This window comes from Enterococcus faecalis (genome assembly GCF_029024925.1).
GTDB classification, from domain to species: Bacteria; Bacillota; Bacilli; order Lactobacillales; family Enterococcaceae; genus Enterococcus; species Enterococcus faecalis.
In genome coordinates this window covers 2,165,239-2,191,487 of the sequence record NZ_CP118962.1, presented here as the reverse complement: position 1 = coordinate 2,191,487, position 26,249 = coordinate 2,165,239, and the positions used below count along the sequence as shown (strand labels likewise).

General features: G+C 37.8%; 21 protein-coding genes and 1 riboswitch. Of the genes, 16 read left to right on the top strand and 5 right to left on the bottom strand.

The features are described 5' to 3' along the window. The first annotated feature begins 22 nt into the window (after positions 1-22). From PYW42_RS10810 to manA, 8 genes are all read left to right on the top strand, one after another. Positions 23-1,468: a glycoside hydrolase family 1 protein gene (locus PYW42_RS10810; RefSeq protein WP_002400927.1), complete on the top strand. Its 1,446-nt coding sequence runs from the start codon at positions 23-25 to the stop codon at positions 1,466-1,468. 181 nt (positions 1,469-1,649) lie between these two features. Beyond that, positions 1,650-2,219 (top strand): guanylate kinase, encoded by a 570-nt coding sequence (locus tag PYW42_RS10805; RefSeq protein ID WP_002367148.1) that lies wholly within the window; start codon positions 1,650-1,652, stop codon positions 2,217-2,219. Positions 2,220-2,366: 147 nt separating this feature from the next. Further along, complete coding sequence (locus PYW42_RS10800; RefSeq protein ID WP_002400924.1) at positions 2,367-3,044, top strand: TetR/AcrR family transcriptional regulator; 678 nt, start codon at positions 2,367-2,369, stop codon at positions 3,042-3,044. A 20-nt stretch (positions 3,045-3,064) separates the two neighbouring features. Then, positions 3,065-4,792, top strand: a complete 1,728-nt coding sequence (locus PYW42_RS10795) for an ABC transporter ATP-binding protein (protein ID WP_002356575.1) — start codon at positions 3,065-3,067, stop codon at positions 4,790-4,792. Continuing rightward, positions 4,789-6,657 carry an ABC transporter ATP-binding protein gene (locus PYW42_RS10790; protein ID WP_002356577.1) on the top strand — a complete coding sequence of 623 codons (1,869 nt, stop codon included), beginning with the start codon at positions 4,789-4,791 and terminating at the stop codon, positions 6,655-6,657. Before PYW42_RS10795 ends, PYW42_RS10790 begins: the two co-directional genes overlap by 4 nt. Before the next feature lie 291 nt (positions 6,658-6,948). Then, a complete protein-coding gene (locus tag PYW42_RS10785) occupies positions 6,949-7,818 on the top strand; it encodes a VOC family protein (protein WP_002411330.1) in 870 nt (289 codons plus the stop codon). Positions 7,819-7,947: 129 nt separating this feature from the next. Next, positions 7,948-8,991 carry a serine hydrolase domain-containing protein gene (locus PYW42_RS10780; RefSeq protein ID WP_002411331.1) on the top strand — a complete coding sequence of 348 codons (1,044 nt, stop codon included), beginning with the start codon at positions 7,948-7,950 and terminating at the stop codon, positions 8,989-8,991. Between the two features lie 41 nt (positions 8,992-9,032). Continuing rightward, positions 9,033-10,004, top strand: a complete 972-nt coding sequence (manA, locus tag PYW42_RS10775; RefSeq protein ID WP_002356580.1) for a mannose-6-phosphate isomerase, class I — start codon at positions 9,033-9,035, stop codon at positions 10,002-10,004. A 55-nt stretch (positions 10,005-10,059) separates the two neighbouring features. Here the strand turns inward: manA and PYW42_RS10770 are convergent, their stop codons facing one another. The 5 genes from PYW42_RS10770 to PYW42_RS10750 all read right to left on the bottom strand — a co-directional run bounded on the left by PYW42_RS10770 (position 10,060) and on the right by PYW42_RS10750 (position 14,697). After that, complete coding sequence (locus PYW42_RS10770) at positions 10,060-10,605, bottom strand: ECF transporter S component (RefSeq protein ID WP_002376588.1); 546 nt, start codon at positions 10,603-10,605, stop codon at positions 10,060-10,062. 2 nt (positions 10,606-10,607) lie between these two features. Then, positions 10,608-11,582 (bottom strand): nucleoside hydrolase, encoded by a 975-nt coding sequence (locus PYW42_RS10765; RefSeq protein ID WP_002376589.1) that lies wholly within the window; start codon positions 11,580-11,582, stop codon positions 10,608-10,610. Between the two features lie 77 nt (positions 11,583-11,659). Continuing rightward, a riboswitch (PreQ1 riboswitch) is annotated at positions 11,660-11,704 on the bottom strand. Positions 11,705-11,818: 114 nt separating this feature from the next. Further along, positions 11,819-12,511, bottom strand: a complete 693-nt coding sequence (locus tag PYW42_RS10760; RefSeq protein WP_002356583.1) for a type 1 glutamine amidotransferase — start codon at positions 12,509-12,511, stop codon at positions 11,819-11,821. Continuing rightward, positions 12,501-13,853 carry a Mur ligase family protein gene (locus PYW42_RS10755; protein WP_002362254.1) on the bottom strand — a complete coding sequence of 451 codons (1,353 nt, stop codon included), beginning with the start codon at positions 13,851-13,853 and terminating at the stop codon, positions 12,501-12,503. Before PYW42_RS10755 ends, PYW42_RS10760 begins: the two co-directional genes overlap by 11 nt. Before the next feature lie 205 nt (positions 13,854-14,058). Beyond that, positions 14,059-14,697, bottom strand: coding sequence for a helix-turn-helix transcriptional regulator (locus PYW42_RS10750; RefSeq protein ID WP_002411332.1), 639 nt, complete (start codon positions 14,695-14,697; stop codon positions 14,059-14,061). A 401-nt stretch (positions 14,698-15,098) separates the two neighbouring features. Here PYW42_RS10750 and ssnA point away from each other — a divergent pair, with 401 nt between their 5' ends. The 8 genes from ssnA (at position 15,099) to PYW42_RS10710 (ending at position 26,217) form a co-directional block, all read left to right on the top strand. Then, the gene (ssnA, locus tag PYW42_RS10745) at positions 15,099-16,433 is read left to right on the top strand and encodes a putative aminohydrolase SsnA (protein ID WP_002411333.1); all 1,335 of its coding nucleotides are present in this window, start codon (positions 15,099-15,101) and stop codon (positions 16,431-16,433) included. 30 nt (positions 16,434-16,463) lie between these two features. Then, positions 16,464-19,469, top strand: coding sequence for a putative selenate reductase subunit YgfK (gene ygfK / locus PYW42_RS10740; RefSeq protein ID WP_002411334.1), 3,006 nt, complete (start codon positions 16,464-16,466; stop codon positions 19,467-19,469). A 29-nt stretch (positions 19,470-19,498) separates the two neighbouring features. Continuing rightward, complete coding sequence (hydA, locus tag PYW42_RS10735; protein ID WP_002382662.1) at positions 19,499-20,872, top strand: dihydropyrimidinase; 1,374 nt, start codon at positions 19,499-19,501, stop codon at positions 20,870-20,872. A gap of 23 nt (positions 20,873-20,895) precedes the next feature. Beyond that, positions 20,896-22,089 (top strand): diaminopropionate ammonia-lyase, encoded by a 1,194-nt coding sequence (gene dpaL / locus PYW42_RS10730; protein ID WP_002397104.1) that lies wholly within the window; start codon positions 20,896-20,898, stop codon positions 22,087-22,089. Continuing rightward, positions 22,080-23,405, top strand: a complete 1,326-nt coding sequence (locus PYW42_RS10725; RefSeq protein WP_002411335.1) for a YgeY family selenium metabolism-linked hydrolase — start codon at positions 22,080-22,082, stop codon at positions 23,403-23,405. Before dpaL ends, PYW42_RS10725 begins: the two co-directional genes overlap by 10 nt. 38 nt (positions 23,406-23,443) lie before the next feature. Continuing rightward, the gene (gene ygeW, locus PYW42_RS10720; RefSeq protein ID WP_002359643.1) at positions 23,444-24,637 is read left to right on the top strand and encodes a knotted carbamoyltransferase YgeW; all 1,194 of its coding nucleotides are present in this window, start codon (positions 23,444-23,446) and stop codon (positions 24,635-24,637) included. Between the two features lie 240 nt (positions 24,638-24,877). Then, the gene (arcC, locus tag PYW42_RS10715; protein WP_002359647.1) at positions 24,878-25,822 is read left to right on the top strand and encodes a carbamate kinase; all 945 of its coding nucleotides are present in this window, start codon (positions 24,878-24,880) and stop codon (positions 25,820-25,822) included. A gap of 14 nt (positions 25,823-25,836) precedes the next feature. After that, entirely contained in the window at positions 25,837-26,217 is a 381-nt protein-coding gene (locus PYW42_RS10710) for a RidA family protein (protein ID WP_002400910.1), read from the top strand. Positions 26,218-26,249 lie beyond the last annotated feature (32 nt).

Sequence of the window (26,249 nt, the reverse complement as noted above, 5' to 3'; positions counted from 1 at the left end):
GACAATTGGAGGAGGAACAAGTATGACAACAACGACAAAATTTCCAAAAGGATTTTTATGGGGCGGTGCGACCGCAGCCAATCAATTAGAAGGGGCTTACTTAGCCGATGGTAAAGGGTTATCTGTGGCAGATGCGATGCCGGGAGGAAAACAACGTTTCGCTATTTTAGGAGATGAAGCGTTTGATTGGACGATTGACGAAACGAAATATCGCTACCCTAATCATACAGGAATTGATCACTATGATCGCTTTAAAGAGGACATTGCGTTGTTTGCTAAAATGGGCTTCAAATGTTATCGCTTTTCAATTGCGTGGTCGCGTATTTTTCCACAAGGAGATGAAACACAACCGAATGAAGCCGGCTTGAAATTTTATGATGCGGTTATCGATGAATGCTTAAACTATAACATTGAACCAGTAATTACGATTTCTCATTATGAAATGCCACTGCATTTAGCGAAAGAATACGGCGGGTGGAAAAATCGTCAATTAGTTGACTTTTATGAACGTTTTGCGGAAACTGTTTTAACACGTTACCACCAAAAAGTTAACTATTGGATGACATTCAATGAAATTAATTCAGCTTTTCATTTCCCAGCACTTAGTCAAGGATTGGTGAAAAGCAATGGGGCCAATGATTATCAAAATATTTTCCAAGCCTGGCATAATCAATTTGTTGCAAGTAGTAAAGCTGTAAAAATTGGCCATGAATTAAATCCAGAATTACAAATTGGATGTATGATTATTTACGCAACAACGTATGGCATTGATTCGAATCCAGTCAATCAAGTTGCTACAATGATTGAAAACCAAGAGTTTAATTATTATTGTACAGATGTTCAAGTTCGTGGTGAATATCCAGCATACGCAGAACGCATATATCAAAAATATGCTGTGAAAGACTTAGTCATTGAAGAAGGCGATTTAGAATTATTAAAAGAATACCCAGTGGATTACATTGGCTTTAGTTATTATATGTCGACTGCTGTCGATGTTACTGGTACTACCAACGATACAGCAAATGGGAATCTTTTAGGTGGCGTTAAAAATCCCTTCTTAGAAGCAAGTGAATGGGGTTGGCAAATTGATCCCGAAGGCTTACGAATTGCCCTAAATGAATTATATAATCGTTATCAAAAACCTTTATTTATTGTGGAAAACGGCTTAGGTGCAATTGATAAAGTAGACGAAAATTTCTATGTGGCAGACGACTATCGGATTGATTATTTACGTCGTCATATTGAAGCAATGGCAGAAGCAGTTGCAGATGGCGTCGATTTAATGGGCTATACGCCGTGGGGCTGTATTGATTTAGTCAGTGCTTCCACAGGTGAAATGAGTAAACGGTATGGGTTTATTTACGTTGATTTAGACGATGAAGGAAATGGTACTAAAAACCGTTATGAAAAAAAATCGTTTAATTGGTACAAACAAGTTATCGAAACTAATGGACAAAACTTAGACTAGTTATTGTAATTAAACAAAACAAGATAAGCGTAGCAGGTTGTTGCTTCTGTTCCCGCCGTCTATTAATTTTTAAGCTTGGGCCAAAAATCTAAAGTGATTTTTGGCCCAAGCTCTTTTTTGTCAATTTTTCAAAATAGTGCACAATACGTTATAATAGAAACAACTGAGAGGAGCGTTTCTAATGATTAAGCAATTACAACATCCATTTTTTGTTATTATGGGTCCTAGTGGTTCTGGCAAGACCGCAATTACAAGTAAGGTTTTTCCGAAAAACTATAAAGTTATCTCGCATACTACGAGGAAAAAACGGTTGGATGAAGTGGATGGTGTGGATTACTATTTTGAAACAAAAGCAAGTTTTCAAACCTTGATTGAAACCAATCAGTTAGTGGAGTATGATTTTTACCATGGAAACTATTACGGTGTCGGTGTAGCTGCCATCGTTGAAACAACGAAAGAGCATCCAGCCTATAATGCGTTAACTTTTCCAGGCTTTCAAGCGGTCTTTGAGCGTTTCGGCGAGTCCGTCATTCCAGTTTTTTTTGACGTTTCAAAAGAAAACATTTATCAACGTTTAAAACAACGAGAATCTGATCCTAAAATTATTGAAGAACGTTTAAACCTTTATGATCAAGAAATTCTTATCAAAAACCAATTGGAACAATATCCTAATTATCAACGAATAGATGCCAATGGACCTATAAAAGAGGTCGCTGGCTTGTTACAAGAATGCATCAAACACTATTATTAATCAAGCAACTGGTGAGACAGAATCTAACATCAATTTTGTCTTGCTAGGTGCTTGATTTTTTTTGTAAAAAACTTGCATTCTGAATAGAGAGTGCTATAATGACATGGTGTCATATGACAATGTGTCATAAAAGGGAGGAACACAAATATGCCTACGAATACGTTTTTTCATTTGCCAGAAGAAAAGCAACAACGCTTATTAGATGCTGCGCAAATTGAATTTTCGCGCCATTCTTTACAAGAAGCGTCAATTGCAAATATTGTTAAATTAGCGGAAATTCCTCGCGGTAGCTTTTATCAATATTTTGAGAACAAAGAAGATTTGTATTTTTATTACTTTGCGACATTAAGAAAAAATAGTGAACGAGATTTAGAGAAACAAATTATTGCGGAAAATGGTGATTTAATCGAAGCCATGGATGTCTATTTCTCCAAAATGATTGTCGAAGTGCTAACTGGAGAGAATGCTTCTTTCTATCGGAATTTATTTGTCAACATGGATTATCGTGCTTCACGTCGGGTGACGGATAATTTAGCGACTGGAGAAGAGGAAAAAAATAGGAAACAGCACTGTCATAAGCATAGAGGAAGAAAAGGCCATGCTGCCTATGCAGAACATCTTTATCAAATAATTGATCGTTCGAAATTAACCATTGAAACGCCAAAAGAATTCACATGGTTCATGCAGACGACGATGCATGCCGTTTTCTCAACAATTGTTGATGGGTATCGTCAACAAAGAGAAAATACCGCCTATGATTCAACTGAAGCAGTCAAACAATTAAAAATGAAATTAAATTGGTTGAAAAATGGCGCTTATAAGTAGCAAAAAGGAGGAGAAGTTAGTTGATTAAACTAGTCAAACGGATGTCGTTATGGTCGGTCTTTGCAGCGGTTTTATTTATGATCGTGCAAATTATCGCAGATTTATATCTGCCCACATTAACATCTAATATCATTAATGACGGTGTCGCTAAAGGAGATATTAACTATATTTGGAGTACAGGAGTTGTCATGTTAGGCTTTTCTTTGATTAGCATTGTCGCTTCTATTGGAAATACCTTTTTTGCCACCAAAGAATCACAAAGTTTAGGTAAAAAATTACGGACTGATATTTATCGAAAAGTTGAAAATTTTTCTAATAATGAATTTGACAAATTTGGGACAGCTTCGCTAATTACACGAACAACCAATGATGTCAATCAGATTCAAATGGTTATGCAAATGTTTTTACGTTTAATGATTAACGCACCTTTAACGTTAATTGGTGCAAGTTTTATGGCGTATAACAAGGACCCACAATTAACGAAAATTTTTCTATATGTTTTACCAATTATGGCTGTTTTAGTGGGCGGTATCATGTTTTTAGCGGTTCCGTTATTTAAGAGCATGCAAAAGAAAACCGACCGTTTAAATTTAGTTTTTCGTGAAGGACTGACAGGGGTTCGTGTAATTCGGGCCTTTGGCAAAGCAAACTATGAAGAACAACGTTTTGATGAAGCCAATAAGGATTATACACAAACGGCGATTAAAGTGAATACGATTGTCGCTTTGATGATTCCTTTAATGACACTCATTATGAGTGGTACCAATATTGCAATCACCTGGTTTGGCGGTCATTATATTGCGGAAATGCAACTAGAAGTAGGGAACTTAATCGCCTTTATGACTTATGCCATGCAAATTCTGATGAGTTTCATGATGCTATCCATGATTTTTGTCATGGTACCGCGGGCGCAAGCTTCTGCTGATCGGATTAATGAGGTGCTAAATACTGATTCAGAAATCAAAGATGTACCCAATCCAGAACTACTCTCTCTAAAAGGCGACAAAGCAACATTGGCGTTTGAACATGTTAATTATCGTTACCAGCATGCTGAAAACTTAGCACTGGAAGATATAGATTTTTCAGCAAAATCTGGGGAGACGGTCGCGATTATTGGTGGGACTGGTTCTGGGAAAACAACGCTGGTTAATCTTTTACCACGCTTTTATGATGTTGAATCTGGCAAGATTTTGCTAAATGGTAAAAACATTAAAGATACGTCACAGCATAATTTACGAGAAATGATTGGCTTTGTACCGCAAAAGGCTGTTTTATTTACAGGAACGATTCGTGAAAATATGCAATACGGCGCCCCAAATGCGACCGATGAAGAAATTTGGCAAGCTTTAGAAATTGCGCAGGCGAAGGCGTTTGTTTCAGAATTGGCAGAAGGTTTGGATAGTCATGTCGAACAAGGCGGCGGTAATTTTTCTGGCGGACAACGCCAGCGGTTGGCTATTGCTCGTGCTTTAGTAAAACCAGCAGATGTCTATGTTTTTGATGATTCCTTTTCTGCATTGGATTTCAAAACAGATGCTAATTTAAGAAAAGCCTTAAAAGAGCAGATGACGGATGCAATTGTCGTTTTAGTGGCCCAACGTGTAAGTACGGTTATGGAAGCATCGACAATTTTAGTATTAGACGAAGGAAAATTAGTTGGTAAAGGAACGCATGAAGAGTTATTAGCGAATAACCAAACGTATCAAGAAATTGTACATTCTCAATTGAGAGAGGAGGACCTTGCATGAGTAGTCGACCAAAAGGCGGACCAATGGGCGGTGGACCAGGACGCAACATTGGCGCAAAAGGGCCAAAACCAAAAAATTTCTGGAAAACAGTGAAACGTTTATTTCGGTACATGTCTAAACGAATGCTGTCAATTATTGCTGTCTTAGTGTTAGCAATCGCAGCCGTCGTTTTCCAAATTCAAACACCAAAAGTATTAGGACAGGCAACAACTGAAATTTTTAAAGGCGTCATGAAAGGCGCTGCTGAAATGAAACAAGGCTTAAAAATAACATCTTTTCCAATTGATTTTGACAAAATCGGTCAAATTTTATTAATTGTTATTGCCATGTACCTTATTTCTGCTGTCTTTAATTTCTTGCAGCAAGTAATTATGACACGTGTTTCACAGCGAACAGTTTATGAATTACGTCAAGAATTAGAAGCGAAAATGAACAAAGTTCCAATTTCCTATTATGATACTCATAGTAATGGGGACATCATGTCGCGGGCAATTAACGACATGGATAATATTGCGAGTACTTTACAACAAAACTTAACCCAATTAATTACCAGTATCGTGACATTTGTGGGTGTACTTTGGATGATGCTGACCATTAGCTGGCAGTTAACACTAATTGCCTTAGCAACAGTGCCATTAAGTTTAATTGTTGTGATGGTTGTGGCGCCTCGCTCGCAAAAACATTTTGCGGCTCAACAAAAAAGCTTAGGATTATTGAATAACCAAGTCGAAGAAACCTACGGTGGTCACGTAGTAGTAAAAAGTTTCAACCACGAAGAAAGTGATCAAGAAGTATTTGAAAAAGAAAATGAAAAATTATATCATGCTGGTCGCAAAGCACAATTTATTTCAGCGATCATTATGCCTTTAATGAACTTTATCAAAAATCTAGGCTATGTGTTTGTTGCAGTCCTTGGTGGCGTAAAAGTAGCGAATGGTATGATGGATTTAGGGGATGTCCAAGCATTTCTTCAATATACCAATCAATTTTCACAACCGATTACTCAAATCGCTAATTTAATGAATACAATCCAAGCTACGGTGGCTTCGGCAGAACGTGTCTTTGAAGTATTAGATGAAGAAGAAATGGTGGATGAACCTTCTGGCGTACCAGTGGAAACAGATAGTCCTTATCGTGTTTCTTTTGAACATGTTGCTTTTGGCTATTCACCAGAGAAATTATTAATGAAAGATTTCAATTTAAATGTTAAACCTGGGGAAATGGTAGCAATCGTGGGCCCAACAGGTGCTGGGAAAACGACCCTAATTAACTTATTGGAACGCTTCTATGATATTAGTAGCGGCAGCATCAAATATGATGGCGTAGATACGCGCGATTTGTCTCGCGAAGAGTTGCGAGCACACTTTTCAATGGTTCTTCAAGATACTTGGTTGTTCACTGGAAGTATCTATGACAATATTCATTATGGTAATGACCAAGCGAGCGAAGAAGAAGTGATCCGTGCGGCGAAAGCAGCCCATGTGGATGATTTTGTCAGAAAATTACCAGAAGGCTATCAAACGATTTTAAATGAAGAAGCCAGCAATATTTCTCAAGGTCAACGACAATTAATTACAATTGCTCGAGCATTCTTAGCAAATCCAGACGTTTTAATTTTGGATGAAGCCACCTCAAGTGTGGACACTCGAACAGAAATACTGATTCAAGCAGCAATGAATCGTTTATTGGAAAATCGGACTAGCTTTGTAGTTGCTCATCGCTTGTCGACTATTCGTGATGCCGATACGATTATCGTTATGGCAGAAGGTTCAATTGTGGAAACAGGAACCCACGATGAATTAATGGCGAAAAATGGTTTTTATGCTGACTTATATAACAGTCAGTTTTCAGAAGAAGTAGCCTAAAAGGCGAAGCAAAAAAATAGTAATTCATGATGGGAGGTCGGGACAGAAGCGTTTAACTCCGAGAAATAAGAAGGAATTTCCGAAAATTGTTCTTTAATTTTTGGAGAATTTCGGCTTATTTCCGAAGGAGTTGCTTCTGTTCCCGCCGTTTATCAGTTTTTGAGCGTGTAGCAAAAATCCAAAGTGATTTTTGAACCACGGTCTTATTTTTTTAACAAAAAGTTAGCGAAATTGAAAAATTTCTATTTTCTTTTGAGAAAAACAGGATATTACTTGATGAAATAGCAAGAGATGTATAAAATGGGAGAGAAGAAAATGGAGGTAACAGAAAAAATGACTGAATTTCAATTAGAAAAAGCTGCGACATTAAAAACAATTGCCATTCGTGCGAAAAAAGTTGGCGAAATGGTCGACTTTTATAAAAAAGTAATGGGTTTTGTTTTAAAGTCAGAAGAAAATAACCTGTCTATCTGGGGTACACGTGAAGCAGGAACGCAATTATTAATTTTAGAAGAAACTAGAAAAGCCGAAGATTTTCATAATGAAGAAAAGCAAATGGCTTATTTTTCAATTAAAGTTCCTACGGAAAAAGAATTTTTACAAATTGCTCAACGAGTGCTTGAACAAGACTATCCAATTGATGAAAGTTTCCAAATTGGCACACGTCAAAGCATGTTCATTACTGATCTTGAAGGCAATCAATTTGAGATTTTTCACGATGAAGCAACAGCAAATTCGACTTCTGAAAAGCAACCGATTGTGCTTAAAGATCTTATCAGTGAGGACTTAGAGCCACATCAAGGGTTAGCCGCTGGGTCATATTTAGCGCATGTGCAATTAAAAACAAACAATCAAAAAGAAATAAAAGCATACTATGAGGAAGTTCTAGGTTTAAAACACAATGAAAAAGATCAATTTGTTTTAGAAGATGGCAAAGCAACTATTGGATTCCAAAAACCTGAAACAAGTGAAGTGGATCAATTACCTGATCCACACTTAGGTTTAGATTTCTTTACCATTAAGCTCTCTGATCAAGACCATATTTTAGCAATGGAGCAACAATTAACGGCAAAAAATCAAGAGTTCTTTATTGACCAGAAAAAAGCGATTGTCACTGTGTTTGATCCAATTGGCTTGGAATGGTGGTTTGTCTTAAAATAAACGCTTAGACAGACAAAATAAGCTTGTTTTAGCAAGTCTGGAATAAAGTCGGAATAAAAGTTTAACGCTACTTTTGTTCGGGACTTATTCTAGACTTTTCCTTTAATATTAAAAATAGAAGGTGAAAAAATGTACGAAAAAACAAAGTGGAAAATTCAAAAAATGATGAAAAAAGGTGTTTTTTCGGGCGCTAGTTTTTGTTTCATTGAAGGTGAAAAAGAGGAGAGCAATTGTTGGGGACTCGCACAAGTAAAACCCACCAAAGAACAATTAACCTCGGCCATGCTGTTTGATGTGGCTTCTTTAACCAAAGTAGTCGGCACCACCACCGTTATTTTGCAATTAGTGGAAGAAGGAAAAATTATTCTAGATCAATCATTACAAACTTATTATCCCTCTTTTCAAGATTCTAATATTACAATCCGGCATTTGTTGACACATACGGCAAATTTACAAGGCTATATTCCTAATCGTGATCAGCTGAATGCCCAAGAATTAAAAGACGCCTACAATCATTCATTTCACGCAGGCAAAGCAATAGGTAAAAAAGTCGTCTATACAGATGCAGGGACTATTTTATTAGGCTTTATGTTAGAAGAAATGTTCCAAAAATCAATGATAGAAATTTTATCTGAGCGAGTATTGCTTCCTTTAGGGATGAACGAAAGTACGTTTCTACCAAAGAATCCTTTAGACTGTGTGCCAACAGAATTACATGAACAAAGAGGGTTGATTCGAGGTGCAACCCATGATCCTAAGGCATTCGTTTTACGGGAACATGCAGGGAATGCTGGCTTGTTTAGCAATGTCTATGATTTAACAAAATTTGTTCGAATGTATTTAAATCGAGGCAGTTATCACAATCTCCAATTCTTAAAAAAAGAGACGATTGATTTGTTACTATTTAACCAAGTGCCAGCTGCAGATAAACCACGTTCTCTAGGCTGGGATTTTAAATATGATGTAGCTACGCAACGGCCATTATTATTCCATACAGGCTATACAGGCACTTTTTTGCTAATTGATGTGCAACAACAATCAGCGTTTATCTTTTTATCTAATCGAGTCCATCCAGAGGACCACCGGAACACTTATATCGAAGAAAGAGATCAGTTGTTGGCAACCTATTTAAAAGAGAAATCATCAGTTTCAGATGAAATGACTAGTTTTTAGTGATATAATGAGAGCGAATTCAATTTGGGAGGTCACAGTCAATGCAAGAACCATTATTTTTACAACCTGTTTTTCAAGAAAAAATTTGGGGCGGCAATCGTCTACACACGCTATTTGGTTTCGATTTACCGAGCGATAAAATTGGTGAAGATTGGGCCATCAGTGCACATCCACATGGCGTTAGTACTGTTTTAAATGGCGAATTTAAAGGAAAAAAATTAGATGAATTGTGGGCAGACCATCAAGAGCTATTCGGCCATGCAGGTGGTGCTGTCTTTCCATTATTAACGAAAATTTTAGATGCTGAAGATGATTTATCCGTGCAAGTTCATCCCGATGATGCATATGGCCAAAAACATGAAGGCGAGCTAGGCAAAACTGAATGTTGGTACATTATTGATGCAGAACCTGGCGCTGAAATCATTTATGGACATCACGCGAAAACAAAAGAAGAACTTGCAGAAATGATTGAAGAAGGTCGTTGGGACGATCTTTTAAGAAAAGTACCAGTGAAAAAAGGCGATTTTTATTATGTACCAAGCGGCACTATTCATGCCATCGGCTCGGGTATTTTAATTTTAGAAACGCAACAAAGCAGTGATACTACGTATCGGGTTTATGATTATGATCGAACAGATGATCAAGGAAAGACCCGGGAATTGCATATTCAACAATCCATTGATGTGACAACCGTTCCGGCGAAGGATCCTGACCTCTCTATTCAACAAGAAAATCAAGGACAATCAAGCATTGTTACTTATGTAAAAACAGATTTCTTTAATGTCTATGAGTGGCGTGTCAGTGGGATTCTAAAAGTTAAAAAACAAGCACCTTATACATTAGCAACAGTTATTGAAGGTGTTGGTCGATTGATTACAGAAGATGCTGCAAAAGCAGATGTGGCTACTTTTGATTTGAAAAAAGGCGATAGCTTTATCTTTCCAACAGATATTCCGAGCTGGCGTTTTGAAGGTGATCTAACGATTATAGCTTCAGAACCTGGTAGTCGCTAAAAAAAGAGGGGATCATCAACAGATGATTTCCTCTTTTTTTTGGCATTAAAACAGTTTATTTTGTTATAAAGGAACGTTTAGGTAAGGCAGCGATAACAGCTGTGACGATGATGACTGATAGCAGACGATCCCCGTAATCTGTTATCAATTGAACCAACAGGACGCTTGCTAACTGATTTAAGCCTAAACCATATAAAAATTGGACAATTATACTGGAGCCAGCAGAAGTTATTCCACCAAATAAACAAACTGTAATCAAGGAAGAAATTACTGTTCCTGGTATCGTTAACCACAACGTTTTAAATGGTAATTTGGTTACTTTTAACTGCTGATGAAGGAGCAAGCCTGCTAAAATTCCTGTGCAGAGTTGGACAGGTGAATAATACAGAGAAAAGATATCCGTTGTCAATCCAGTTACTAGACTTGTTAAAATACCTGTCAGTGCACCAAAGAGTGGGCCTAATAACGCACCTGTAAAAATAGTTCCCGCGCTATCAAGATAAATTGGTAAACGAAGGAGTAACGCAATGGTACTGCCAAGGTAATTTAAAGCAACACTAAAAGCGATAATTGTAATGATTCGTGGTGTTATTTTTTTCATGGTTATCCCATCCTTAAATTTTTGAAATCTCTTTCGATCTCATCTATTTGTACATTTAAAAGAATGGATAGAAACTTCACGAAAAACTGTTGACTATCAACCGTAGTCAAGACATGACAATTAGCTGGTTGCTGCTGGAAATGATACTGATCGATCATTGATTGCCCCATAGCAATGCCGTCAGGAACAATTTGTCCGTAACTGGAAAAGCCTTGGCAGAGCGTAGGATCAATAAAATAAGCAACCGCTAAGGGATCGTTGATAACACACCCTAAAATACGTTCATATTTCCAATGAAAATCAAAATAAAATTGAGTAATCTCAGCGAGGTAATTCCCCATTTTGGGGTTGAGTCGTTGACAATAATTGAGAATTGTTGGTGTAAAAACAATTTCTCGTGTGACATCTAAGCCGACCATCTCGATTTTTGCACCTAATTCCTCAAAAACCCAAGCTGCTGCATCAGGATCACACCAATAATTAAATTCTGCAACAGGAGAGCAATTGCCGTGGCTTTTAAAGGTACCACCCATTGAGACAAAACGTTGAAGATTTCGCCCCAGAAGAGGTTCTTTTTTTAAAGCCAAAGCAATATTTGTTAAAGGACCAAGGGCAATGATTGAGCAATCGGTAGCTTGTTGAAAGGTTTGTGCTAAATAGTCAGCAGCGGAAAGCGCTTGTGCTTGGATTTTGCTAGTTCTGGGGAAATATGTTTCACCTAAACCATCCATGCCATGTGTATCTTGTGCACTAACAAATGGCCGTTTTAAAGGGCTAGCAGCCCCTTGGTAGACAGGAATATCTAAGCGATTAACTTTTTCCAAACATTTAAAAACATTTTCCACGCCAATCTCCACAGGGACGTTTCCGCAAACAACTGTAATCGCTTGGACATCTAGCTCTGGTGAAGCAAGTGCATACAAGAGAGCAAGCGTGTCATCAATTCCAGGATCACAATCAATAATTACTTTTTGCATTTTTTCCAATCCTCCTTTTTCGTTAACTGCAAATGATAACTCTTGTTAAAAAAGCTATGACTTGAGTTAGTATTGAGAGATACTTAGTTTTTTATTCTGGGAAGTTTCCGAACCAGTCCGAGAAATTCTCGATTTTAAATGCACCTCTTTATCTTACTATATTTTGTAAAGATGTAAATAGTTGTCGGAGAAATGAAAAAGAATCTAGCCCTATATGTAGGAACTAGATTCTTCTTTTATTTATAAAGCGTTTCAGGAATAGCGATCGGTTCACCATATTTTTTCTCTAAAGCGGTCCGAATTAACCGGATCCCTAGATTTTTGTTGCGTGCTAAGATTGGACCGTGGAAGTAGGAGCCAAACACATTTTTATAGACAACGCCTTCGCCATTATCTTGACCGTTATTGCCTTTGCCTTGTTTGACTGTTCCTAAAGGTCGTTCACCTTCGCCTAAAAAAGTCATGCCATTATGATTTTCAAAACCATAATACGTTTCATCAAATTCTTCATTATAAATTTCGATATCACCAATGAAACGATTGTTGTCTTGGCTCAAAGTGTAATGATCTAATGCACCGATTCCTTTAATTTTTTCGCCTTGTGCGCCGACATAGTAATGTCCTAGAAGTTGATAACCACCACAGATAGCTAACAAGACGCCGTCATTTTCAATATAAGAAGTCAAAGCTTCTTTTTTATTCTGAATGTCTTCTGAGATGATCAATTGCTCGAAGTCTTGACCGCCACCAACAAAGACTAAATCATATTTTTCGGGATCAAACGGTTCGTAGATACTGATAATTTCTGATCGGAAGGTAACGCCCATTTTTTCGGTTAAATATTTAAGCATCAATAAATTTCCGTTATCTCCGTAAGTATTTAATAAGTTGCCATATAAATGACAAACGACTAATTCTTTAGACACCATTCATTCCCCCTTGAATATACCCTTGGGCTGTTAATGATTTTCTTAATTGCAAAACAGCAGTATAGGTTGCCAAAATATAGACATGATCTGTCGGCAACGTTTTAATTTCTGAAATTACTTGCTCCAAATCAGGAATTTCTAGTAATTTTTCTTCAGGAATACCCGCAACTTTTAAACGCAAGGCCATATCTTCATGGCGATCACCGCCAGCAATTACTTTTGGAATGTCCATATCAGCAAAGGCTTCATGATTACCATCCCAAATCCAACTGACATCAATTCCATCTGCATAATTAGCATTTAATAATGAAACCAGCGAGAAAGAGTAAGGGGCTAAGCCCATCATATCAATGACCTGATTTAAACCAACGGGATTTTTTACTAAAACTAACGTACATTCTTTATCGCCAACTTTAATGGTTTCTTGACGCCCAAAAACTTTTTCATCATAAGCTAAACCTGCTCGGATTTTATCTGGTGCCACCTGATAGTATTCTGCTACCGCTGTGGCCGCTAGCGCATTATAAACATTATACATCCCACCAACAGCAATGCCGTATTCTTCGCCATCAATCACAAAATCAGCAGATGTATTATCCATCCGGACCATTTCCGTTAACTGCACATCCAATTCAGGGCGTTTGAAGCCACAATTTGGGCAATAGTAATCACCTAAATTAGCATACGTAATCATTTTATAATGAAGAATATGATTGCATTTTGGACATAAAACCCCATCTGTATTGTAATGAGCCAATTGCTCTTTTGGTGGTAAATGATTAAATCCATAGTATTTGCGAGGATTTACAGTTTCTTTTGAATTAAAAATTGGCGAATCACCATTGCACAAAATAGTTGCTTCAGGAGCAGCGGCGGCGCCTTCCATAATTAAGCGATACGTCGTATAAATTTCACCATAGCGATCCATTTGGTCGCGGAAAATATTCGTAAAAACAAATAATTTTGGTTGAATATATTTAGTGACACGGCTTAAACTTGCTTCATCAATTTCTAAAACCGCAAATTTCTTTTGTCCTTTTTTCGCCTTGGCATTTAAAAAAGTAGAGACAATTCCTTGCTCCATGTTAGCACCAGTTGGATTTGTTAATACCTCATCAAATTCTTGGCGTAAAATGTTAACAGTTAAAGCAGTTGTCAATGTTTTGCCGTTCGTTCCAGTGACTACGACAATTTCATAGTCTTTTGCCAATGTATCTAAAATTTTAGGATCGATTTTTAGGGCTAATTTCCCTGGGTAGCTACTGCCGCCTTTAAAAAATGTTTGTAAAACCCATTGCGAAGTTTTTCCTGCAGCAATTGCTAAATGACTTCGAATCCCCATTTGTTGTCCCCCAATTTCTATATCTTTAATTTTTCGTTATTTTAAATTAAACTCAATCTATCATACCATAACTAAAATAAAAAATTAATTCCTTTTACTTTTTCTTACTATTATTTAAAAAGTCTTTTAGAAAAAGTAGAATAGTGAAGGAAAAAAGAGAATAGACGACTTGTCTTAACAACAAATCGTCCATCGATTTCCATTTTTATTTCGCATCAATATAACTGTATAGCGTATATTTAGAAATATTGAAGAAGTTAGAAACTTTGTCCCCAGATTTAGTGACTAAGAAGGCGCCTTTATTGTTTAAAAATTGAATACACTTGATTTTATCGTCCTTCGTCATTAATGGGACCGGCTTGCCAACTAATTTGACTGATTCATGAATTAAATCGTCTAACAACTCATTAACATCCTGAGGAATGTAATCAGGGTCTTTATCTTCTTCAGGTTCTGCAGTGGAAATCAAAGATTTTAAGTTTGACTCTGCAGCAATCAATGTAGTGATGTCGTAGTTAATAGCAAAAATACCATCGAGTTGACCATTCTTATCTTTAAAATACATTGTACTAGATTTTAAAATACGACCATCATGGGTGCGGGTCAGATAGTTAATATGATCATTCAACTCACTAGGGTCTTTTTTTAAGGCTTCTAAGACTACTTGAGAAGGTCCATCGCCCAGATGACGAGAAGAGACATGACCATTTTCAATGGAAACAATAGAATTGTTAATATTGTCTTCATTGATTTGGTGGATAACGACTTCGCAGTTTTCCCCAAATTGACCAGCTAAACCTTTAGCAATTTGTGTTAAAAAAGTAAGTTTTTCGTCGGATAACATAAATAAGCTCCTTTCTAATGTGCCTGGCACAAACAGTTTTTATAAGATTGTGTCAAATTTAACATAATATTTTTAAATGGAATAGGCAGGGCTAAATCCTTTAATGTCGCGTACTACCTGTTCTGAAAAATAATGATAGCATGATAAAAATAATAATACAAGATAACGGCTGTCAAAATTCTAAAAAATATTTTTTAGGTAGCATTGTTTTTTTTAAGGTAAGGTGATATACTTTAATCAAGTTAATGAGTTCGTTAGTAAAAAATGCAAGCGCTTCAAATGCTTTTCGTAGGGATATAGATTAGCCAAGCTAGTCAAGCTATATTCGTGAATGATTGAGCGATATATTTGTAAGCGTTTGCCACTTGTGGGGAATAGGTTGAAAAATAGGAGGAGAATACATGTTATTAATTGGAAATGGGCGTTTAATCACTCGGGATGCGCAGAATCATTTTTTTGAAAATGGGTGTGTGGCGATTGATGGTCAAGTTGTGAAACAAGTCGGAACGACAGAAGATTTAAAACAAGCTTATCCAGAAGCGACATTTATTGATGCTAAAGGTGGAGTGATTATGCCAGGCTTTATTAACATGCACAATCATATTTATAGTACCTTTGCACGTGGGTTAAGTTTAACGAATTATCATCCTAAAAATTTCATGGATATTTTGGTAGATCAATGGTGGCGAATTGATCGTGCCTTGACATTAGAAGACACTTATCAAAGTGGTAAGGTTGCTTATTTAGATAGTATTCGCAACGGTGTTACAACTGTCTTTGATCATCATGCTAGTTACGGAGAAATTACAGGGAGTTTAACCCAATTATCTAATGCAGCGGACGAGTTAGGGATTCGGACCTGCCTTTGTTATGAAGTTTCTGATCGCGATGGTGAGCAGAAAATGCGAGAAGCAGTTCAAGAAAATGCCGCCTTTATTAAAGCCAGTTCCTTAAGAAAGGATGATATGCAAAAAGCGATGATGGGTATGCATGCAGCCTTTACTTTATCAGATGCTTCTTTAGAATTATGTGCAGCCAATACGCCAGATGGGATTGGTTATCATATTCATATTGCAGAGGATTTAGCCGATGTTCATGATTCTTTGAAAAAATATGGGAAGCCGATTGTGAACCGATTATTTGATTTAGGAATTTTAGGAAAACAGACAATGGCAGGCCATTGCATCCATATTGGACCTCATGAGATGGAATTACTAAGAGATACAGACACAATGGTGGTCACGAATCCAGAGTCGAATATGGGGAATGCGGTCGGTTGCCCACCTGCGATGCGCATGTTTAATGAGTATGGTATTTTGATGGGTCTTGGCACAGATGGTTATACGAATGATGTGACGGAATCTTATAAGGTAGGAAATGTTATCCACAAACATCATTTAGCTGATCCAAATGCGGCTTGGGCAGAAATTCCCACAATGCTGTTTGATAATAATCCGCAAATGGCTAATCGCTATTTTAAAACAAAGCTAGGCGTTTTAGAACCTAATGCAGCAGCAGACGTCATTATTGTTGATTATCATGGCCCGACACCAATGACAAAAGAGAATTATAACATGCACATTTTATTCGGCATGAATGGTGGGATGGTTACTGACACGGTGATTAATGGAGAAATTCGGATGCGTAATCGTGAAGTTCAAGGAATTGACGAAGAGAAAGTTTGGCATGATGCGCAAACGCAAGCACAATCTTTCTGGAAACGAGTAAATCAATAGCTTTCATTATAAATAAAAGGAGTGACGTTAATGAGTGATATTATGCATCCCATCTCAATTGAGGCTTTATTAAATTGGATTTTTAGTGAGTATCAACAAGATGGCACAATTTTTGGCATTCGTAAATTTTATCATGCGGATCCTACAAAAACGATTCCGTTATTTGGAGAAAAAATGGAAACCCCTTGTGGTCCAGCAGCAGGTCCTCATACACAATTAGCACAAAATATTATTGCGGCCTATTTAACAGGTTCTCGTTTTTTTGAAGTTAAGACAGTCCAGATACTGGATGGAGAAGATTTACCAGTGAGTAAACCATGTATCGCAGCAGCGGATGAATGTTACAACGTTGAGTGGTCCACAGAATTGCGCGTTCCCCAAGCTTATGATGAATACGTCAAAGCATGGTTTGTTTTGAAGTTACTGAGTAAAGAGTTTGAGCTAGGTGACCCGAATGGTTTCATTTTTAACATGAGTGTTGGCTATGATTTGGCAGGGATTCAATCACCAAAAATTGATCGTTATATTAACGAAATGCAGAACGCAGAAGGAACGCCGATTTGGGCGGAATGCCAAGCAGCTGCCAAAAAATATCTATTTTATTTTAAAAAAGTAGATGACTTATATATCGAAGCAATTAGTCCTAAAGTCTGTCATTCTATTACGCTGTCGACTTTACACGGTTGTCCATCAGACGAAATTGAACGAATTGCGGCCTATTTATTAAGTGAAAAAGGGCTCCATTCCTTTATTAAATGTAATCCAACCATGTTAGGTTATGAATATGCGCGTCAAACGATGGATGAGCTAGGGTTTGATTATATGGTTTTTGACGATCACCATTTTAAAGAAGATTTACAATTTGAAGAAGCAGTACCGATGTTACAACGTCTACAATTATTAGCCAATAGTAAAAATCTAAGCTTCGGAGTTAAAATTACGAACACTTTCCCGGTAACGATTGCAGCAAATGAATTACCTGGTGATGAAATGTACATGTCAGGACGTTCGCTATTTCCTCTTAGTATTTCATTGGCACAAAAATTATCAGAAGCATTTGATGGGAAACTACAAATTTCTTATTCTGGCGGTGCAGATATTTTCAATAGTAAAGAAATATTTGATGCTGGGATTTGGCCAATCACTATGGCAACGACGCTGTTGAAACCTGGTGGCTATCAACGAATGAATCAAGTTGCTAATGTATTGGGCGCAGCAGAATATCCTCAGATGGTTCATGTCAACTTGGATAAATTAGCCCAAGTTGTTGAGAAAGCTAAAACACAAGCGCGTTACCAAAAATCAATTAAATTACCAGAAAGTACCAAACTAAGAAAAACAGTTCCACTAACAGATTGTTATATCGCTCCTTGTCGAAGTGACGGTGGTTGTCCAATCAATCAGGATATTCCTGCTTACCTTCGTTATGTAAGTGAAGGCAATTATTTAAAGGCCTTGCAAGTAATTGTCGATAAAAATCCGTTGCCTTTTATTACTGGAACCATTTGTGCACATCCTTGTATGACCAAATGCACACGTCAATTTTATGAAGAATCTATTCATATTCGGGAAGTGAAGTTAGAAGCAGCTGAACATGCTTATGATGAATTATTGACGACACTAGAAAAGCCACAGCCAAAAGAAAATGCACCTAAAACAGCTGTTGTGGGTGGAGGTCCTGCAGGGATCTCTGCTGGGTATTTATTAGCACGTGAAGGCATGCCTGTTACTGTGTTTGAAAAATCCAAGACAATTGGGGGCGTTTGTAGCCAGATTGTACCAGAATTTCGAATTTCTATGGAATCTGTTCAAAAAGACGTTCAGTTAGCGGAATTTATGGGAGCTGAATTCCGTACAGGACAAGAGGCGCCATCATTGGCAGAATTGAAAAACCAAGGCTATACGAATGTTATTTATGCCATTGGTGCATGGAAACATGGGGTCCTTCGTTTAGAATCTGGTCGAGCATTGAACTCGTTAGAATTTTTAAAAGCAAACCGAGAAAATCCAACGATTAATCCTTACGGAGAACAGATTGTCGTCGTTGGTGGCGGAAATACAGCCATGGACTGTGCTCGTGCAGCCACAACATTACCTGGTGTTAAAAAAGTCTCAGTGGTTTATCGTCGGAATAAACGCAATATGCCAGCAGATGAAGAAGAACTTTATTTAGCCTTAGAAGATGGTGTCGACTTTTTAGAATTACTTTCGCCAATTAAACATGAAAATCAACAATTAACTTGTGAAAAAATGGTCCTAGGTGAACGAGATGCTTCTGGACGCCGTCGTCCAGTTGGTACAGGAGAAATGATTGATATTCCTGCTGATACAGTGATTGCCGCTGTTGGTGAAAAAGTAGATACAGAGTTTTACCAATCATTAGGCATTCACACGGACAACTATGGGAAAGTCGTTTCAAATCAAGACACATTGGAAACAAATATACCAGGCGTCTATGTCATTGGTGACGCTAACTTAGGACCAGCCACAATTGTTGAAGCAATCGCTGATGCAACCAAAGCGGCCAATAATATTTGTCTTGTCCACAATCATCACTATGAAAAAGATAATTTAAATAGTGATGTTGCATTTGTTAGAAACAAACGAGGTATCCTTGTGACAGACGAGATGTCTTGTAGTCAAGCTAGTCGTTGCTTAGAATGCTCCACAATTTGTGAATCTTGTATGGATGTCTGTCCAAACCGAGCAAATATTGTTGTGTACGTCGAAGGAAAACCACAAATTGTTCATGTTGATCGGATGTGTAACGAATGTGGTAACTGTGAAACATTTTGCCCTTATGCAAGTGCCCCTTACAAAGACAAATTTACCTTATTTAACAGTGAATCTGATTTTTATGACAGTACTAATTCAGGTTTCTATGTTCAAAATCCTGTGGATAAAATTTGTTTACTGCGTTTATGGGGAACGGTGTCAACAATTCAATTAACGGATCAAGGATTAGATGTACCAGAAGATTTAATCGCATTAATGGTAACTATGATTGAAGAATATGCTTATTGTATGCAAGCATAAAAGGAAATTTACGACTGGGGGATAAATAAATGTCTATTCTGCTCAAAGGTGGAACCGTCGTATCTGCATATAATCGTCGTCAATTGGATATTCGAATTGACGGCGAGCAAATTGTAGAGATGGGGGCAAATTTACCAGTAGAAAATTCTCAGATTGAGGATGTTACGGGGTGTTATGTATTACCAGGTTTTATTGATGCGCACACGCATCTGGAATTAAATAATGGCAAAGGTTCGTTAAGTACGGCGGATAACTTTACTACTGGAAGCCAAGCGGCGGTGGCCAAAGGTACGACTACGGTTATTGATATGGCTACACCTAATAAAGGTGGCTCATTGAAAGACTGTTTAGCTACTTGGAATCAATTGGCTGAAGGCAAGAGTTCATGTGATTATACTTACCATATGTCCATGATTGAATGGAACCCAACGATAGCTGCTGAAATTCAGGAAATGATTGCTGCAGGTATTACTTCCTTCAAAATGTATATGGCTTATGATAACTTACGGACCACAGATGCGGAAATTTTTGAAGCGATGAAGGAAATAAAAAAAGTTAATGGAATGTTAGGCGTTCATTGTGAAAATGGTGATTTAGTAGATGAATTAATCCAATCATATGTTTCTCAAGGAAAGCTAACCCCGCACTATCATCCGTTATCAAGACCGGCAGCTGTTGAAGCAGAAGCGGTAGCAAGATATTTGATGATAGCGGAAATGGCTGATTTGCCGGTTAATATTGTGCATTTAAGCACAAAACGATCGTTAGAAGCGGTGGAACGGGCTCGTCAAAGAGGACAATCAGTCTATGTAGAAACTTGCCCTCAATATCTTTTACTAGATGATCACTTGTATGATGCGCCTAATTTTGAAGCAGCAAAATATGTCTGCTCACCGCCACTACGCAAACGAGAGGATCAACAGGCTTTGTGGCAAGGGATTAAAGAGGGGGCAATCAATACAATATCGACAGATCACTGTAGTTTTAATTTTCACGGACAAAAAACAGTTGGCAAAGATGATTTTAGTAAAATTCCCAATGGGATGCCAGGTGTTGAAACGAGACCAGAATTAATTTACACGGAAGGCGTGGCGAAGGGCCGAATCACCTTGGAAAAAATGGTTGCTCTGCTTTCTGAAAATATTGCTAAACAATTCTCGATGTATCCACAAAAAGGTGTGGTGCAAGAAGGCAGTGATGCCGATTTAGTTGTTTGGGATCCTAGAACAACCGGCGTGATTGCTGCGAGAACGCAGTTACAAAATGTCGATTATACGCCGTATGAAGGATTTGAAACACAAGGACAGGCTCGAATGGTTTATTTAAGAGGTCAAAAAGTTGCTGAAGCTGGGCAAGTCATCTTGGCAAATCAAGGAAAATTTGTTTTTCGTAAAGCAACTTAAAAATAGAAGGAGGAGAAGTATTTTTGGAAAAAATTAAATGGACAGCAAATGAAATGCCGAAGACGGAGGATAAGTACTTACCTCTGATGTCTAAAGAAAAAATTGAGAAAGCTTTGGCTTTTCACAAAAGTTTTCCACAGTATTCAGAAACACCATTAGCAGAATTGAATCATATGGCCGCGTATCTGGGGTTAAATGATTTCTTTGTTAAAGATGAATCTTATCGCTTTGGTTTAAATGCTTTTAAAGTATTAGGTGGTTCGTTTGCCATGGCTAACTATATTGCCGAAAAATTAAAGAAAGATGTTTTGGAACTAACATATGATGAATTAACTTCTGATCAATTACGATCAGCTTTTGGACAAGCTACGTTTTTTACAGCAACTGATGGCAACCATGGACGAGGAGTCGCTTGGGCTGCGAATAAATTAGGCCAAAAATCAGTTGTACTCATGCCGAAGGGTTCAACACAGACGAGAAAAGAAAATATTGAAAAAGAAGGCGCAACCGTCACAATCGAAGAAGTTAATTACGATGAATGTGTACGAATGGCTAATAAAATGGCCGAAGAAACTGAAAACGGTGTCATGGTTCAAGACACCGCTTGGGACGGATATGAAAAAATTCCGACTTGGATTATGCAAGGATACGGAACGATGGCGTTAGAAGCCTCTCAACAATTAAGAAAATTTGGCTCTGAACGACCTAGTCATGTTTTTGTTCAAGCTGGTGTCGGCAGTTTAGCTGGGGCGGTGATTGGTTATTTTGCTAATGCTTTTCCAGAAAACCCACCGATTATGGTCGTAGTTGAGGCACAGGCGGCTGACTGTTTATATCAATCAGCAATTAAAAAAGACGGAGAAATTCGCTTTGTCGATGGTGATTTACAGACAATTATGGCTGGCCTAGCATGTGGAGAACCTAATACGATTTCTTTTGATATTCTAAAAAATCATACATCCTTCTTTGTTTCAGCACCAGATTGGGTTTCTGAAAAGGGAATGCGTATGTTGGGAGCGCCATTAAAAGGGGATCCGCAAGTTGTATCAGGCGAATCTGGGGCAGTAGCAATGGGCTTAGTAGCTACAGTGATGCAAGATCCCGACTATCAAGAATTACGTGAGGCATTGCAACTGGATGAGACGTCAAACGTTTTAATGTTTTCTACCGAAGGGGACACTGATCCAGACAATTATAAAAAAATTTTATGGAGGTAAAAGGAATGGATTTTAATGCAGTAAATGCAGCAGCAGAAGGTTACAGAGAAGATATGGTCAAATTTTTAAGAGACCTTGTCAAAATTCCAGGAGAAAGTGCAGAAGAAGGCAACAAAATTGCGCGAGCAAAAGCCGAAATGGAAAAATTAGGTTTCGATAAAATTGACATTGATCCTCAAGGGAATTTACTTGGTTATATGGGGTCTGGTGAAAAATTAATTGCTTTTGATGGGCACATGGATACTGTCGGAATTGGTGAAATGAGTAACTGGAAATTTGATCCTTACGATGGTTATGAAACAGAAACTGAGATCGGTGGTCGCGGTACATCTGACCAAGAAGGCGGGATTGTTTCGGCTATTTATGGCGCTAAAATCATGAAAGATTTAGGTCTATTATCAGAAAAATATACTGCTTTAGTAACAGTTACTGTCCAAGAAGAAGACTGTGACGGCTTATGTTGGCAGTACATTATCAAAGAAGACGGTATCCGTCCAGAATTTGTTGTTTCAACAGAGCCAACAGATGGTGGGATTTATCGTGGTCAACGAGGCCGAATGGAAATTAAAGTTGATGTCAAAGGCGTTTCGTGTCATGGCTCAGCACCAGAACGTGGAGATAATGCCATTTACAAAATGGCGGATATCTTACAAGATGTTCGTGCCTTAAACAACAATGGAGATACAGAAAGCACAGCGATTCGTAGTTTAGTTCGTATGTTAGATCCTAAGTACAATCCAGAGTGGCAAGAAGCCCGTTTCTTAGGTCGTGGTACGGTGACTGTTTCGCAAATTTTCCATTCTTCACCAAGTCGGTGTGCTGTTGCGGATGGCTGTACCGTTTCACTAGACCGTCGAATGACTGCTGGAGAAACTTGGGAAAGTTGTTTAGAAGAAATTCGTAATTTACCAGCTGTTAAAAAATATGGAGATGATGTGACGGTTTCAATGTACAACTATGATCGTCCTTCTTATACGGATTTAACTTATGAAATTGAATGTTATTTCCCAACGTGGGTAATTCCAGAAAATCATGATGTAACAAAAGCCTTGATGGAAACGCATAAAAATCTCTATGGAGAAACACGGAAAGGCTCTGTAGAAACAGTGGAAATGCGTGAAGAACGCCCATTGTTAGATAAGTGGACCTTCTCAACAAATGGCGTTTCAATTATGGGACGTAATGGTATTCCTTGTATTGGTTTCGGGCCAGGGGCGGAAGCACAAGCACATGCACCAAATGAAAAAACTTGGAAAGATGATTTGGTTCGTTGTGCAGCCGTTTATGCGGCATTACCAACGGTCTATTGTGGTTAAGTAAAGGATTATTAGACAAGAAAAAAGGAGCAGATGGAATGGAAACGTTTAAAGAATATATTGAGAAATTAGATAAATTAGAATTTGAAAAAATGTACGAAAATGACTTTTTCCTAACTTGGGAAAAAACAAGAGATGAATTAGAAGCTGTTTTCACAGTTGCCGATACATTACGCTATTTAAGAGAAAATAATATTTCAACTAAAATCTTTGATAGTGGCTTGGGAATTTCTTTATTCCGCGACAACTCTACAAGAACACGTTTTAGTTTCGCTTCAGCGTGTAATCTTTTGGGCTTAGAAGTTCAAGATTTAGACGAAGGAAAAAGTCAAATTTCTCACGGAGAAACTGTTCGTGAGACAGCAAACATGATTTCTTTTATGGCTGATATCATTGGTATTCGTGATGACATGTACATTGGTAAAGGCAATGCTTACATGCACGAAGTATCAGAATCTGTCCAAGAAGGATATAAAGATGGGGTATTAGAACAACGCCCAACGTTAGTGAATTTACAATGTGATATTGACCATCCGACGCAAGCAATGGCGGATGCGTTGCATTTAATTCATGAATTTGGTGGTATTGAAAACCTGAAAGGGAAAAAAGTTGCCATGACTTGGGCGTATTCACCATCTTATGGAAAACCATTATCTGTTCCTCAAGGAATTGTTGGTCTAATGACCCGTTTAGGAATGGATGTCGTCTTAGCACATCCAGAAGGTTATGAAATTATGCCAGAAGTAGAAGAAGTTGCGAAGAAAAATGCAGCAGAATTTGGTGGAAACTTTACTAAAACGAATAGTATGGCAGAAGCATTCAAAGATGCGGATGTTGTTTATCCGAAAAGCTGGGCACCTTTTGCGGCAATGGAAAAGCGAACTGAATTATATGGCAATGGTGACCAAGCAGGAATTGATCAATTAGAACAAGAATTACTTTCTCAAAATAAAAAGCACAAAGATTGGGAATGTACAGAAGAATTGATGAAAACAACGAAAGACGGCAAAGCTTTGTATATGCATTGTCTACCAGCTGATATTACTGGTGTAAGTTGTGAAGAAGGTGAAGTGGAAGCTTCTGTTTTCGATCGTTATCGGGTCGAACTTTACAAAGAAGCTAGCTACAAACCGTATGTTATTGCGGCTATGATTTTCTTAAGTAAAGTAAAAAATCCGCAAAAAACCTTAACAGACTTAGCGGATAAAGCGACACCAAGAGAAGTAAAATAATGAATTTGGCATGAAGACAGATGCTTTTTCTTTACACAATGAATCATTAGAAGTTGCCTCTTCAACATGAACAAATAAGACCTTCCCAAGTCTATTCATGAATGTGTGATTGTCTCGAGTCAAGAACGCTTAGTCATGTGCGTTGACTTCATGCAACGACAACAGACAGTTAATACGAAAACTCGTTGTGAAAAAGAAAAAGCATCGTCCTTTTTATAAAACAGAAAATGAGGTGAAGCAATGGGCAAACGCGTCGTAGTAGCTTTAGGTGGCAATGCTTTAGGAAATAATTTGACGGAGCAGATGACTGCTGTAAAACAGACTTCCAAAGCGATTGCAGATTTGATTGAAGCAGGATATGAAGTTATTTTATCTCATGGCAATGGTCCTCAAGTGGGGATGATTCAATTAGCTATGGAAGAATTTTCCTTTAATAATCCACAATATCCAGTTGTTCCGTTATCCATGTGCGTAGCCATGAGTCAAAGTTACATTGGCTATGATTTAGAGAATGCGCTACAAGAAGAGTTGCGTCAGCGAAATATAAGTAAAGCCGTCACCACCATAGTCACTCAAGTGGTCGTGGATGAAAATGATCCGGCGTTCAAAAAACCAACGAAACCAATTGGCCGCTTCATGACAAAAGAAGAAGCAGAACAATTAGTCAAAGAAAAAAATATACAAGTGATGGAAGATGCTGGCCGTGGTTATCGCCAAGTCGTCGCTTCTCCTAAACCAAAAAATATTGTCGAACTTCTCACGATTCAAACATTGGTTGATGCTGGCCAAACAGTCATTGCTGGCGGCGGTGGTGGCATCCCAGTCATTCAAGAAGGGAACCGACTAAAAGGTGTAAATGCAGTCATCGACAAAGATTTTTGTAGTGAACGACTAGCTGAACAAGTAGATGCTGATCTGCTCGTGATTTTAACAGCAGTTGAAAAAGTTTGTATTAATTTTGGTAAAGAAAATCAAGAAGCCCTAGGGAATATTTCAACAGAAAAAATGAAACAATATGCGCAAGAAGGTCAGTTTGCTCCAGGTTCAATGTTACCAAAAGTTGAAGCAGCGATTAAGTTTGCTGAATCTAAGCCAGGTCGAAAAACATTGATTACGTTATTAGAAAAAGCCAAAGAAGGATTATCTGGAAAAACAGGGACTTTAATTGAAAATAAAGAATCATAGAATGGAGGAAAACGATGACAAACAAAATGATTAATTCTGCACAGGCACCAGCTGCTGTAGGACCTTATTCACATTCTGTCTTAGCGGGAAATACGTTGTACATTTCTGGACAACTAGGATTAGATCCGCAATCGGGTGAAATGAAGGCTACAGTGGAAGAACAAGCAAAACAAGCTTTTATCAATTTAGGTTCGATTTTAAAAGAGGTCGAGATGACCTATGATAATGTTGTGAAAACAACGGTGTTTTTACAACATATGTCTGATTTTAGCAAAATTAACGAAATCTATGGGAATTACTTTTCAGAAGTTTTGCCTGCACGTTCTTGTGTAGAAGTAGCCAAGTTGCCAAAAGATGGTTTATTTGAAATTGAAGCAGTTGCTGCCAAAGGATAATTTTTAAGATGTTTCTGAGGGAAAAAGGATTG

Bases quoted from the DNA above. Each gene is read 5' to 3' on its own strand.
- PYW42_RS10810 (WP_002400927.1), top strand. From the start codon at position 23: ATGACAACAACGACAAAATTTCCAAAAGGATTTTTATGGGGCGGTGCG.
- PYW42_RS10805 (WP_002367148.1), top strand. From the start codon at position 1,650: ATGATTAAGCAATTACAACATCCATTTTTTGTTATTATGGGTCCTAGT.
- PYW42_RS10800 (WP_002400924.1), top strand. From the start codon at position 2,367: ATGCCTACGAATACGTTTTTTCATTTGCCAGAAGAAAAGCAACAACGC.
- PYW42_RS10790 (WP_002356577.1), top strand. From the start codon at position 4,789: ATGAGTAGTCGACCAAAAGGCGGACCAATGGGCGGTGGACCAGGACGC.
- PYW42_RS10785 (WP_002411330.1), top strand. From the start codon at position 6,949: ATGTATAAAATGGGAGAGAAGAAAATGGAGGTAACAGAAAAAATGACT.
- PYW42_RS10780 (WP_002411331.1), top strand. From the start codon at position 7,948: ATGTACGAAAAAACAAAGTGGAAAATTCAAAAAATGATGAAAAAAGGT.
- manA (WP_002356580.1), top strand. From the start codon at position 9,033: ATGCAAGAACCATTATTTTTACAACCTGTTTTTCAAGAAAAAATTTGG.
- PYW42_RS10770 (WP_002376588.1), bottom strand. From the start codon at position 10,605: ATGAAAAAAATAACACCACGAATCATTACAATTATCGCTTTTAGTGTT.
- PYW42_RS10765 (WP_002376589.1), bottom strand. From the start codon at position 11,582: ATGCAAAAAGTAATTATTGATTGTGATCCTGGAATTGATGACACGCTT.
- PYW42_RS10760 (WP_002356583.1), bottom strand. From the start codon at position 12,511: ATGGTGTCTAAAGAATTAGTCGTTTGTCATTTATATGGCAACTTATTA.
- PYW42_RS10755 (WP_002362254.1), bottom strand. From the start codon at position 13,853: ATGGGGATTCGAAGTCATTTAGCAATTGCTGCAGGAAAAACTTCGCAA.
- PYW42_RS10750 (WP_002411332.1), bottom strand. From the start codon at position 14,697: ATGTTATCCGACGAAAAACTTACTTTTTTAACACAAATTGCTAAAGGT.
- ssnA (WP_002411333.1), top strand. From the start codon at position 15,099: ATGTTATTAATTGGAAATGGGCGTTTAATCACTCGGGATGCGCAGAAT.
- ygfK (WP_002411334.1), top strand. From the start codon at position 16,464: ATGAGTGATATTATGCATCCCATCTCAATTGAGGCTTTATTAAATTGG.
- hydA (WP_002382662.1), top strand. From the start codon at position 19,499: ATGTCTATTCTGCTCAAAGGTGGAACCGTCGTATCTGCATATAATCGT.
- PYW42_RS10725 (WP_002411335.1), top strand. From the start codon at position 22,080: ATGGAGGTAAAAGGAATGGATTTTAATGCAGTAAATGCAGCAGCAGAA.
- ygeW (WP_002359643.1), top strand. From the start codon at position 23,444: ATGGAAACGTTTAAAGAATATATTGAGAAATTAGATAAATTAGAATTT.
- arcC (WP_002359647.1), top strand. From the start codon at position 24,878: ATGGGCAAACGCGTCGTAGTAGCTTTAGGTGGCAATGCTTTAGGAAAT.
- PYW42_RS10710 (WP_002400910.1), top strand. From the start codon at position 25,837: ATGACAAACAAAATGATTAATTCTGCACAGGCACCAGCTGCTGTAGGA.